Raw genomic sequence first — 12,363 nt, forward strand, 5'->3', positions numbered from 1 at the left:
CTTCTGGATTGCCGCGTCGCTTCGCTCCTCGCAAGGACGAAGGCTACGACGTCAATTTAGTCTCGATACATTATGCTCTGGTCCGGCATCATCCCGTCACGGTCGGTCAGCGTCCAATCGCGGTACCACGTTGTGAACCGGCCGCTGTCGCGTTCGCCGCCATGCCAGGCGGCGGTGACGGCGCCATCGCTCGCGACCATCAGCACCACGTCGAGGCCCGCGGAGCGGCGCAATGTCTCCATCGCCTGAAGCGGCGTTTGTGCGATCGGGCCGGCGACGTTGAATGAAGTATTCACGGATAGCTCAACGCCGATGTGGCGGCCCAGTGCTTTCAGATAAGCATGCGTGAGCGGATCGTCCTGCGCGCGGACGATCTGGATCCGGCCGGTGCCATCGGCATGAATCACCGCCGGAATCTTGTCACGCGCATGCGGCTTCGACAGCGCCGTCAGCACCATATAGTTATAGGCGTTATAGTCCGCGTCCGATGCTCCCTCCAGCAGATCAAAATAGTTCTGCGCGGCTTCCAGTGTCGCCATCGGCGCCAGCGGGCGTATCGCTTCGCGATATTTGACGCGTTCGTTCAGGCGCTCGCGCGTTGCGGGATCGCAGGGATTGGCCAGGATCGAGCGATGGCCGAGCGCGCGCGGGCCGGTCTCCGCCGCGCCTTGATACAATGCGATGATGCCGCTGCGCGCCACCATGAAGGCCATCAGATCGGCAATGGTGTCACGCCCTGCCGGGGTCGAGATATCACCGATCGGCTGTGACGCGATGTCGTCGGCCTTGAGCGCTTCGACAATATCGGAAAAGGCCGGCGCGTCGCCGCAATAAAACGCATGCGTGATCGGCTTGCCCCGTGGCGCGCCGGCCAGATGCGCGAACATCCAGGCGGCGCCGATGGTGACGCCGGGATCGCCGGGCGTCGGCGGCATCCACAGGTGCAATCTGGCCTGCCGCCCCTGCGCCTGCGCAAACCAGGCCTCGTCGAAATGCCGCAGCAGCCGCATATTGCCGAGCGCGTTCAAGGCGACGCCGCCGGTCAGTACCAGGCGATGCGCGCCGGTGCTGCGCAGCAGATGATCGACGATGTGGATCATGGCGTCCTCGAACACCAGTTGCGTCGCCGCGGCCTTGTCGAGGCGGTCCCTTGTGTCGGGACGGTGCGCGATGTCCTCGACGCGCAATACGGCGTCGGGATTCCACAATTGATCCGGCGTCAGCGGCTGGCCGAGAATGTCGACCAGCGCTTGCTTGTAGGGCTGCTCGAACGGGTCGCAATACCAGTTCGCCATCGCGCGGTTGAGCCGCACCTCGCCACCGGTGCCAAAGTCCAGCACTTCGCGCAGTCGGAGATAATAGGGATTGGTGGCGCGATCCATGTCGCCCCAGGCGGCGGCGCCCATGTAGCGGCCCTCGCTCGACAGCCAGGTCCAGCCGCCCTGCGTCGAGGAGATCACGCTGTAGAACGCGCCCAGCGAGTCGAACACGCTGTCATTGCAGTACAGCCGGCGCAACTCGCCGCTTTCGGCAACGTAGAGCGAGATCGAGCCCTGGTCGCCGGTGCCGTCGAGCACGGCAATGGCGACCGGTTCGTGGCTATCGTCAAAAGGCGACGCTGCGAACGAGAACCAGGCGTGGTTGTCGTGATGCGGCATGCAGATCAGTGGCACGCGCGCGGACAGGCCGAATTGCCGGCGCAGCAGTCTTGGCATCCGCGTCATCTGCTCGAAGCTGCGCGCATCGAAGCTGACGGAGTTTTTGGTTCGCAGCAGTTTCAGGCCATCAGGAAGCTCTTCCACGACGCTTCGCACCAGCGTGCCGAGCAGATCGGGATAATCCCAACTGGTTAGCCACGCATCGATGTCGACGATATCGCGGCCCATCGCCTGCAGGGTGACGCGCAGCGCGTCGAGCGCGCCACGCGGATATCGCGTGGTGTGCTTGTCGCCGGAAAAACGTTCTTCCTCATTGTTGACGATCAAACGCGGGCCGTGCGCCTGCGTGACTTCGACGAGCGCTACTCCGGAATTATGCGTACCCGGCAGCCCGAGCCCGGCGAGATACACCGTCTCGCCGCGCGCCAGCTTGGCCTGGATCGCGGCGATGCGGCGAATCGTGAAACGGGAGTCGTTGGCGTGAAAGCCCGCCAGGGCCATCAGCCATGTGGCCACGCGCCGCGTCGTCCGGAAGCAGAAGCGGCCGAGGCGGGGATATTTTGCGCCGATACGTCGGGTTGAAGGCAAGAAGAGACCTCGAAGGGGTTCGATGTCGCTTCAATCACACTCGGGGCAGGGCAACAATGCCCTGCTATCTCGCTAACCCGCGCTCAGGCGGACGCCGGCGCGCAAAAACTTCTGCGGATCGATCGCTTCGCCGTCGATCCGGGTTTCGTAATGCAGATGCGAACCGGTCGAGCGACCGGTGGAGCCGACCAGCCCGATCACCTGGCCGATCTTGATGCTGTCGCCAACCTTGACGTGAATTTCCGACATGTGGCCATAGCGGGTGGCGAGGCCGTTGCCATGGTCGATCTCCACCATCTTGCCGTAGCCACCATTATAGGCGGCGGAGGTGACCCGGCCGTTCGCGGTGGCGCGGATCGGATCGCCGGTGGCGGCGCGGAAATCGAGGCCGGTATGCATCGCCGGGCGGCCGAGGAATGGATCGCTGCGGATGCCGAAGCCGGAGGTGAACTCGACCTCGCCGACCACCGGCTTGCGGTAGGGCACCAGCGCCATGGTGCGGTTCAGCTTGTCGACCTGGGCGCGGCTGACATAGACGCGGTATAATTGTCGTTCGAACGGGTCGGCGCTGGCGGAGAGCTTCACCGGCACATACGGGCCGCCCATGGCGACGCGCGGGGTCGCCGCCTCCAGCTGTGCCATGTTGAGGCCGAGGTCGGTGATCGCGCCGCGCATGCGCCGCGCCTTGGAATCCATGGTCTCCTCGACCGCGCTCAGCGTCGCCAGTTGTCGGCTTTCGACCTGATCGAGCGAGGACTGCAGGCGGCCAATCACGGTGTCGACGCCGCCATTCCGCGCATATTGCTTCGGCGCCGGTGCCGACATGGCGGGGCCGCGCGATTCCAGCCGTGCTTCGCGATCGGGTGGCGCGACAAAGGTGACCGTGTCGCTGATCGGCGACGGTTTCAGCGTGCCAGGCGCTGTGGTTTCACGGGCCGCGGGCTTGCCGATCGAGCCGGTAATGGCAGTGTCCGGCATGCCGCTCAACGCGGTGGCGCGGGATTCCAGCGTGCTCTGCCGGCGCATCACCTGGTCGAGCTTCTGGTCGAACTGTTCCTGGTCCAGCATCTGCCGGCTGGTGGTGCGGTCCACCTTGGCGCGCAGCTCGGAGATGCGGTCCTCATAAGCGTATTGCATTTCGGCCTGACGCGCGATCAGCTTGGTCAGCACGTCGTCACGAAACGCAAAATAGGTCGCGGTGGCGGCCGACCAGGCGCCCATCACGGTTACCGTGCCGACGACGATCCAGAACAGCACCGGGCCGATGCGGACCTGACGGCCGGCATGGCCGATGGTGTAGTCGCTCGGCGCCGCGGTGAGGACCGGTGGCTTTACCGGGCTGACCCGGCGGGCCACCGGCCGGCCGTGATCATGGGCGTGGTGCTGCGGATATTCGGCATGCTGGCTTGAACGGTGCGACATCAATACTCCCGCGCCAACCGGGCAAACGCCCCGGCCAGCTCAATTCACGGGCTGATTTGAACCGCTCATGGTTAATTTTGAGCGAACGGATTGGCTCAGATGCGACGGGCTTCCGCAAGCACCGCCTCGGCATGGCCATCGACCTTGACGCCACGCCAGATGGTGCGGACGATACCGCTCGCGTCGATCAGAACCGTTGTCCGAAAGACTCCCTGGAAGGCTTTGCCGTACATCGATTTTTCGCCCCAAGCTCCATATGAATCGAGCATGCCGTGGGTCTCGTCGGAGAGCAGCGGCGTGGTCAGATCGTGCTTGTCGCGAAACGATTCCTGGGCCTTCAGGGGGTCGGCCGAAACGCCCAGTACGGCGGTGCCGGCGGCGGCAAAGTCGGCGGCGAGGCGGGTGAAATCGATTGCTTCCTTGGTACAGCCCGGGGTGTTGGCGCGTGGATAAAAGAAAATCACCAGCTTCTGGTCGGCATAATCGGCCAGCGATACCGTTGCTCCGCCGTCGCGCGGCAGGTTGAAAGCGGGCGCCCTCGCGCCTTCCTCGGCGATCGCCGGTGCGGCAACGGGCACGATCTTCGGCTTGGCCGGTTTGGCGAGAGCAGGCTTCTTGGTCGCGGTCTTCACCGTCGGCGGCTTCACCGCGACGGCCGGTTTTGCAGATTGTTTGGCCGCGACCGCTGGTTTTGCCGGTTTGGCGGCGGCCTTGGCCGGAGCCTTCACGGAGGGGCTAGCGCTGATTTTTTTTGGAGCCGGCGGCGCGGTCTTCTTCACCACCTTCTTTGTGGTTTTCCTGACGGGCGATTTGGTCGCAGGCTGGGCCGTCTTGCCGGCGAGCTTTTTCACCGCGGCTTTGGAACCGCGGGCCGCTTTGGTGACCGCGGCCTTGGATGGATTCTCGCGCAATTTCTTGGACATACGCCTTCCTTTCGTCGCTTTCAGCGGGTCAGTGATGGTGTTGAGGACGCGGACCGGCGGGCCTGGCTGGAACAGCAGTCGCGGTGCAAATTCGCTGACCCCGGAGTATGGTCGCAAAAGATTCGACGCAATACACGACACGCTCCTTGCGCCCTATGGTGCCGCAACGGCAGGACGACGAGCTACTATTTCAACAGAGGATTGGCCGTAATGCCGGCAGAGGAGCGCCCGTCCACCGTTGATGCGCGCAACTCCGGCCGCAGCCGATCCAGCAAAGAGCGCCAGCACCCAGAGGCTATGGCAAGAAATAAGCCGCCCCAAGCGACACGTCCGCGTGCCAACGACCAGCCTTCGCAATGGGATGATGCCGGTTGGGATCACGATCATGACGAGATGGCTCATCGTCGCGCTCGCCGGCTGCTGTCCAAACCACCGACGCGATGGCACCGTTTTGGGGAGAGCCTAGCGGCCATACTGGGTTGGTTCGGCGGCGGGCGCTGGCTGAAGCGCATCGCGGTCAGCCTTGCCGTGCTGGTCCTGATCTTCGCCGGATGCTTCGGGGCCCTGTGGTGGCGACTTGGCGCCGGCCCGATCAATTTCGACATGGCGACGCCGTGGCTCGCCGAGGCCATCCAGGACAATATCGGCCAGGGCAACAGCGTCGAGGTGGGCGGCACGCAGATCGAACGCGCCGGCCGGGTCCGCGTCGCCGTCCGCATCCGTGACATCGTGGTGCGGGATCGCGATCACGCCATCGTGGCCAGCGCGCCGAAGGCCGAGGTGAAGCTCTCGGTTCCCGCGATGCTGATGGGGCGGCTGCGCGCCGAAAGCCTCAACCTGGTGGACGCCGTCCTCTCGGTGCGGATCACGCCGGACGGTCAGGTCACGGTGTCCACCGGAGACAATGCGCGTCCGCTCGCAACCGGCGTGGCATCGACGCGGCTGCCGGCGACCTTGCCGGCGCCGGTCCCGACCGGGCCGTCGCTTTCGCTGCCGCCCGGGCAGGTGGCGCCGCTGGTCCAGGTAGCACCGACACCGCCCACCGCCGACAAGCCGGAACCCGCCGGCGGATTGCTGGCCGGGCTGGACTGGCTCGACAGTCTTAGCCTGACCGGCCTCGACGGCCAGAATCTCAACGAGATCGGGCTGAAGAACGGCAGATTGATCGTGGATGACCAGCAGCGCGGCAATACGTCGAACTTCGACAATATCACGCTGATCCTTCGTCGGCCGCATGGCGGCGGCGTCGCCATGAGCGTCGGCGAGGCGGGCTTGCATCCGTGGTCGCTGGGCGTGACCGTCGGCGCGCCGGCGAACGGCGTGCGCTCGGTCGAGATCCGCGCCGATAAGGTTTCGACCACCAACATCCTGCTGGCGCTGCGCCTGAAGGACCTGACCTACAGCGCGGATCTGCCACTGACCGGAGTGCTCAACGGCGAACTCGGTCGCGACGGTCTGCCGACCTATTTCCGTGGCAAGATCAATGCCGGTGCCGGCCATATCATCGACAATGATACGCCGGATTATCCGATGCCGATCGATCAGGCCGAGATCAATGTCGAATGGGATGCCGGCCGCCGCGTGCTGCTGGCGCCGTTCAAGGTGATCTCCGGCGCCAATCGCGTCACCTCGATGGTGCATATCGAGCCGCCGAACGACGTGGTGTCGAACTGGCAGGCGGGTCTGAGTGGCGGCACCATCGTGCTGGCGGGCGCCGAGGGCGAGCAGCCGCTGATTTTCAATCGCATCTCTGTCGGCTTCCGGTTTGACACCGACAATAAGCGCGTCTTGCTGACCCAGGCCGATATCAGCAATGGCGAGATCGGTCTCGCGGGCAGCGGCAGTATTGATTATGCCGGCGAGCCGCGTCTGACGCTGGGTCTTGCCGGCACGCCGATGTCGGCCTCCGCGCTGAAGCGGATGTGGCCTGTCCTGGTGGTGCCGGAGGTCCGGGAATGGGTCATTGAGCGCATCGAACGAGGCTCGTTGCAGCGGCTGGAAATTGCCGTCAACTCGCCGGTGCGAAACCTGTCGCGCCGCGGCCCGCCGATTCCCGATGACGGCCTGAACGTTACCATTGTCGCCAATGGTGTCGCGCTGCGGCCGGTGGATGACCTGCCGCTGATCCGGGATGCCGACCTGCGGGCCCGGGTTACCGGACGCACCGCGACCGTGACGATCGGTCAGGCCGGTATCGACACTCCAGGCGGCCGCAAGCTGGCCCTCAGCGACATCGTGTTCGAAGTCCCGGACATGGTGCCGAAACCGTCGCCGGCCAAGGTCCGCTTCAAGATCGATGGCCCGGTGCCGGCGGTGGCGGAGATCCTGGCATCGGACCGCCTCAATGAATTCACCGGCAATCTGATCGATCCGAATTCCAGCAAGGGAAATGTCTCGGCACTGGTGGCACTGGGTCTGCCGATCAAGCGGGAGCTCACCAAGACCGATACCAGCTACAGCATCAACGCCGACCTCGCCGGCTTCTCCGGCGACAAGATGGTGATGGGCCAGAAACTCGAGGCCAGCGCGCTCAAAGTGATCGCCAATAACCAGGGCTATCAGGTCAAGGGCGACGTCAAGATCAACGGGCAAACGGCGTCGCTCGACTACCGCAAGCCGTCGGATGGCGACGCCGACGTCCGTTTGCAGGCGACGCTCGACGACGCCAGCCGGGCCAGGCTGGGCTTCGACCTTGGTCCATCGGTCAGCGGCGCGCTTCCGATCAAGCTGGTCGGCAAGATCGGCAGCGGCGATCGCGATAGCAAGATGGGGATCGAAGCCGATCTGACGGCGATGAAGCTCGACAATGTTCTGCCGGGCTGGGTCAAGCTGCCCGGCAAGACTGGCCGCGCGGTATTCAACGTGGTGCAGAAGGGACCGTCGACGCGGTTCGAGGATATCATGATCGAAGGCAGTGGCGCGCAGATCAAGGGCGCGGTGGAGATCGATCAGTCCGGCGATCTGGTCAGCGCCAATTTCCCGACCTATTCGCCCTCGGACGGCGACAAGACCTCGCTTCGCGCCGACCGCGGAACCGACGGCGTGCTCAAGGTCACGATGCGCGGCGATGTGTTCGATGGTCGCGGCTTCTTGAAGTCGGCCATTTCAGGCAAGGAAGCCGATCCCAAGAGCAAGTCCAAGAGCATCGACTTCGATGTCGACGTGAAGCTCGGCGCCGTCGCCGGCTATTATGGCGAGGCGGTACGCAGTGTCGATGCCAAGATTTCGCGGCGCGGTGGCACGATCAAGAGCTTCACGCTGTCCGGCAAGCTCGGCCGTGACACGCCGCTGACCGGCGACATGCGCGGTCGCGCGCAGGGGGCCGCCCGCGACGTCATCGTTGTCGAGACGGGGGATGCGGGTTCGCTGCTGAGATTCACCGACACCTATGCCAAGGTGAATGGTGGCCAGTTGTCGCTGGCGATGGATGCTCCGACCACGGATTCGCGCCCGAAAGAGGGGCTGATCAATGTGACCAACTTCGCCGTCAAGGGCGAAGCGCAGTTGGCCAGCGTTACCGGGGGCGGTGCGTCGGGCGCCCAGAACAGCATCGGCTTCACCCGCCTGCGCGCCGAATTCACCCGGCAGAACGGCCAGCTCGCGATCCGGGAAGGCGTGGTCAAGGGACCGGTGATCGGTGCCACGATCGAAGGCAGCATCGACTATCCCGCCAGTGAGGTTCACATGCGCGGCACCATCGTTCCGCTGTTCGGCTTGAACAACATGTTCAATCAGATCCCGATCGTCGGGCTGTTCCTCGGCGGCAGCAATGAGGGCCTGTTCGGCATCACCTATGAGGTCGTCGGTACCCCCGGCGCGCCGGTGCTGCGCGTCAACCCGATCTCCGCTATCCTGCCCGGCGTCACGCGAAAAATCATGGAATTTCCGACCGGCAAGCCGAACAACCCGGCGGAATTCCCGGGATCTCCGAACTGATCTCAACCGCGACGTAAGCAGATGCGGTGCCCGCGACGCTGTGATCTGCCGCAATCGTCGCCACGCCTGTGATGCCTGCGGATCGCGCCCGTTGGTCGTGGCGTAGCCTATGCCGCGCGAACACCGGCGAGAAAGGTGCTCACCTCACCCGATAGCTGCCGGGCCTGCTTTGACAGGCCGGAAGCGGCACTGAGGACCATGCCGGCGGCGGTGCCGGTTTCCTGCGCGGCCGCGCTGACACCACCGATATTGGTCGTCACGTCCTGCGTCGCCTGCGCCGTCTGGGTGACGTTGCGGGCGATCTCGGCGGTGGCCGCGCCCTGCTCTTCGATAGCGGAGCCGATCGTGGTGGCGATGGCGCTGACCTCTTCGATGGTCGCGGTGATGCCCTGAATCGCCTCGACAGCCTCCTTGGTCGCCGCCTGGATCTGGGCGATCCGCAGCCCGATTTCCTTGGTGGCGTCGGCGGTCTGGCCCGCCAGACTTTTCACTTCCGAAGCCACGACCGCGAAACCGCGGCCGGCGTCGCCGGCGCGGGCGGCTTCGATGGTGGCATTCAGCGCCAGCAGGTTGGTCTGGCCGGCGATGCTGGAGATCAACTCGACGACATGCTCGATCTGCTGCGCGCCATCGGCCAGAGCGCGGACGATGGTGTCGGTGCGGCGGGCGCTATCGACGGCATGGGTGGTGATCCTGGCGGACTGTGCCATCTGGCGGCTGATCTCGATGATCGAGGACGACAGTTCCTCGGCGGCCGAAGCGACCGTCTGGACGCGGGTGCTGGCTTCGGAGGCGGCGGTGCTGACCAGCGTAGCCTGCTGGTTGGTGCGGTCGGCGGTGCCCGTCATGGATTGCGCGGTGGACTCGAGCTGCGTCGACCCGGTGGCCATCAGGCCGACCAACTGTCCGACCGACGCGTCGAAGCGGTTGGCGAGACCGATCAGCGCGTCGCGCTTTTCGGTTTCGCCTGATTGCTTCAACCGGGACTGCTCGGATTCGAGCGAGCGAGCGCTCAGAGATGTCTGGCGCAGCATCTCCAGCGTCTCGGCCATTCGACCGATCTCGTCGCCACGTTCGGTTTCAGCGACGGCGCCGTCGAGGGCGCCGCCAGCGATACGCCGCATCCGAAGCTGAAGCCGCTTCAGCGCGCCAAGTACGTCGTGGGCGATCAGCCAGGACATGAACGCCATCAAAATCAGGACGCCGACGCCGATCGCGCCGAGTTTCAGCAGCAGCGTGTTGACGTCGGAGTCAAGGTCGTCGGTGTAGAGGCCGACGCCGAAGGTCGCATTCCAAGGCGCGAAGGTCTTGGCGAATACTAGCTTTTGCACCGGCACCGTCTGACCGGGGCGCGGATAAAGATAGGATGCTGTATTTCCTTCAGGCTTCAGGCGCGCGGCGTCGACAATGGCTTTGGCGATCAATACGCCATTGGAATCGGTCGCACCCGTGATCTTGCCCTCAAGCTTTGGGTTTGCGGCGTTAAGCAGGATCGACTGGTCAGCGCGGTAGACCACGGCGTAACCTTGTCCACCATTGAACATCATGCCCTTGCCGCGCTGGCGGAACTGCGCCTGTGCGTCGGGCAGCGTCATCGTGCCAGCCGTGACTTCGTCCTGCAGCGTCTGTGCCATGCCGATCATCATGTCGACCGCGGTATGTAGCTGATCGATCCGGTCCTCGAGCATCCGCTTCTGGCTGAGCGCCGCCGAAACCGCGATGACCACGCAAACGGCTATCGCCGAAACGGCGACCATGCTGGCAAGCTTCGAGCGGATGGTGAGACGGCTAAGCATTGTCATAAATCGACCTTGGTGTCTGATAAATACCACCAGAGAATTAGCAGGAACCTGCTTAACATTCGTAAAAGGCCGTATACGGTATTCAGGTGCGGGAAATTATGTGCAATGCAAGCCGTGCCGCGAGTCCGACGAGCCACCCAACGGCATGAACTGCAACGCAAGTGCGCGTGGCGAACTAACGCCTGAGCGCTGGCACCACGAGAAATGGAATCATGCCGAGCAGCACGCTGATTAGCGCGAAAGCGATCAGCGGATTATAGCTCTGCGTCCAGTCGTGCAGCAGCCCGCCGCTCCATGAGCCGAACGCCGAACCCAGCCCGCTGCCGATGGTGATGGCGCCGTAGATGGTGCCGACACGCTCGCCGCGAAAAATCTTCATCGCGGTCGCCGTCAGCAGCGGCCCGCGCGAGCCGATCATGCTGCCGAAGCAGACCACGAATCCGGTGAGCATCCAGTAGTTAGGGTACCATTGCAGCAGCCATAACATCACGATGCCGATGATCGACAGGGTGTAACTGAACAGGATCGAGGGCCGCCGTCCGATGATGCCATCAAGCCAGCTGACGCCGAGCATGCCGAACAGCAGCACCACGCCGCTGAAGCCCCAGGCCGTCGCCGACGTCAGCGGCGGGAATCCGGCATCAATCAGATAGGCGACGACTTGCGGCGAGATCGCATACATGCCGATGGCGGTGAAAAAAAAGGTCGAGAACAGCGCCCAGAACGCGTGATGCTGCATCGCGGTCCACAGCGTCCAGCTCTGGTCGGCTAACCCCTGGGCGTCCGACTTCTCCAGATGCGTGGAGCCGCCTGCGAAACGTCGCCATGGCAGGATCAGCAGCGGCGGCAGCAAAGCCAGTACCATCCAGCCAAATGCCTGATAGGCGCCACGCCAGCCGAGATGGTCGATCAGGATCTGCGCGATCGGCAGCATCACCAGCACGCCGGCGCCGGTCGCCGAATAGACGACGGCCATCGCCGTCGGCAGGCGCTTGCCGAACCAGCGGCCAAGCAGGATGGAATTGGGGACATTGCCGATGCAGGCGATGCCGAAGCCGAGGCCGACGCCAATGCTGAGCTGAAACTGCCAGAGTTTTTGCGCGTGTCCCGCGGCCAGGAAGGCGCCGCCGAGCAGAGCGACACCGGCGACGAACACCGCTCGCGGTCCGGAGCGATCGAACAGCCGGCCGACCAGTGGCGAGGCCAGGCCGACGCATAACGCGGTCAGCGAGTAGATCGACACCACATCGCCGCGATTCCAGCCAAAGGATTGCGAGATCGGCAGCAGGAAGACCGTAAAACTTTCTTGCAGACCGCGACCTAGCACCGACAGCGTGAAACAGACACCGAGAACGGCGAGCGCCGTATGCTGCGATGTCCGCAGCGCGTGCTGCGGGGCGGGCTTGTGCGTTTCCATCCGGCGACTCGTCCTGGGTGCGATGTCTCCGGCGATGGAGCGCGTTTCGCGCGCCAGGGGCAAGGTGCGCTGGGCGAATGGGCCTATGCGGGACGCAGCAGGATGTGCTTCTTCTTGCCCAGCGAAATCTTGATCACGCCTTCCGGGGTCAACAGCGCCGGCGTCAGCAGCATTTTTTCATCGGTGACCGCGACGTCGTTGACGCGCAACCCGCCGCCCTTGATCTGTCGCCGCGCTTCGCCATTGGAGCCAACAAAGCCGGCGGTAACAAAGATCCCGAGCACGCCGATGCCGGCGGCCAGTTCGTCCTGTGAAATATCGATGGTCGGCAGGCTTTCCGAGATCGAGCCTTCCTCGAAGGTTTTTCGCGCGGTTTCGGTGGCTGCGATCGCGGCCTCCCGGCCGTGCACGATCGCGGTGGCCTCGGTCGCCAGGATCTTCTTGGCCTCGTTGATCTCGGCGCCGCCGAGCCGTTCCAGCCTGGCGATTTCGTCGAGCGGCAGCCGCGTAAAAATCTTCAGGAACTTGCCGACGTCGTCATCCTCGATGTTACGAAAATATTGCCAGAAATCATAGGGGCTGAAGAGGTCCCCATTGAGCCAGACCGCGCCCTTGGC

General features: G+C 64.2%; 6 protein-coding genes and 1 pseudogene. 1 reads left to right on the top strand and 6 read right to left on the bottom strand.

Going from position 1 to position 12,363, the window contains the following annotated elements; genetic code table 11:
• Positions 1 to 56: 56 nt before the first annotated feature.
• The 3 genes from Q0S16_RS22215 to Q0S16_RS22225 form a co-directional block, all read right to left on the bottom strand.
• Positions 57 to 2,174 (bottom strand): carbamoyltransferase C-terminal domain-containing protein, encoded by a 2,118-nt coding sequence (locus tag Q0S16_RS22215; RefSeq protein ID WP_295853209.1) that lies wholly within the window; start codon positions 2,172 to 2,174, stop codon positions 57 to 59.
• A 144-nt stretch (positions 2,175 to 2,318) separates the two neighbouring features.
• The gene (locus Q0S16_RS22220) at positions 2,319 to 3,668 is read right to left on the bottom strand and encodes a M23 family metallopeptidase (protein ID WP_295853211.1); all 1,350 of its coding nucleotides are present in this window, start codon (positions 3,666 to 3,668) and stop codon (positions 2,319 to 2,321) included.
• A 95-nt stretch (positions 3,669 to 3,763) separates the two neighbouring features.
• Positions 3,764 to 4,591: a peroxiredoxin gene (locus Q0S16_RS22225; protein WP_295853213.1), complete on the bottom strand. Its 828-nt coding sequence runs from the start codon at positions 4,589 to 4,591 to the stop codon at positions 3,764 to 3,766.
• 210 nt (positions 4,592 to 4,801) lie between these two features.
• Here Q0S16_RS22225 and Q0S16_RS22230 point away from each other — a divergent pair, with 210 nt between their 5' ends.
• Positions 4,802 to 8,527: a DUF3971 domain-containing protein gene (locus Q0S16_RS22230; protein ID WP_295853215.1), complete on the top strand. Its 3,726-nt coding sequence runs from the start codon at positions 4,802 to 4,804 to the stop codon at positions 8,525 to 8,527.
• Between the two features lie 107 nt (positions 8,528 to 8,634).
• On the opposite strand, the gene Q0S16_RS22235 is transcribed toward Q0S16_RS22230, so the two are convergent.
• The 3 genes and pseudogenes from Q0S16_RS22235 to Q0S16_RS22245 form a co-directional block, all read right to left on the bottom strand.
• Positions 8,635 to 10,329: a methyl-accepting chemotaxis protein gene (locus Q0S16_RS22235; RefSeq protein ID WP_295853218.1), complete on the bottom strand. Its 1,695-nt coding sequence runs from the start codon at positions 10,327 to 10,329 to the stop codon at positions 8,635 to 8,637.
• 175 nt (positions 10,330 to 10,504) lie between these two features.
• Positions 10,505 to 11,746 carry an MFS transporter gene (locus Q0S16_RS22240; RefSeq protein WP_295853222.1) on the bottom strand — a complete coding sequence of 414 codons (1,242 nt, stop codon included), beginning with the start codon at positions 11,744 to 11,746 and terminating at the stop codon, positions 10,505 to 10,507.
• Positions 11,747 to 11,829: 83 nt separating this feature from the next.
• Positions 11,830 to 12,363: pseudogene (locus tag Q0S16_RS22245) on the bottom strand (tyrosine--tRNA ligase); the annotation flags it as partial.

The organism is Tardiphaga sp. (assembly GCF_025356345.1).
Classification (GTDB): Bacteria; Pseudomonadota; Alphaproteobacteria; order Rhizobiales; family Xanthobacteraceae; genus Tardiphaga.

What these genes read in the sequence shown, in the direction of transcription:
- Q0S16_RS22230 (WP_295853215.1), top strand. Translation starts at nt 4,802, where the DNA reads ATGCCGGCAGAGGAGCGCCCGTCCACCGTTGATGCGCGCAACTCCGGC.
- Q0S16_RS22235 (WP_295853218.1), bottom strand. Translation starts at nt 10,329, where the DNA reads ATGACAATGCTTAGCCGTCTCACCATCCGCTCGAAGCTTGCCAGCATG.
- Q0S16_RS22240 (WP_295853222.1), bottom strand. Translation starts at nt 11,746, where the DNA reads ATGGAAACGCACAAGCCCGCCCCGCAGCACGCGCTGCGGACATCGCAG.
- Q0S16_RS22225 (WP_295853213.1), bottom strand. Translation starts at nt 4,591, where the DNA reads ATGTCCAAGAAATTGCGCGAGAATCCATCCAAGGCCGCGGTCACCAAA.
- Q0S16_RS22220 (WP_295853211.1), bottom strand. Translation starts at nt 3,668, where the DNA reads ATGTCGCACCGTTCAAGCCAGCATGCCGAATATCCGCAGCACCACGCC.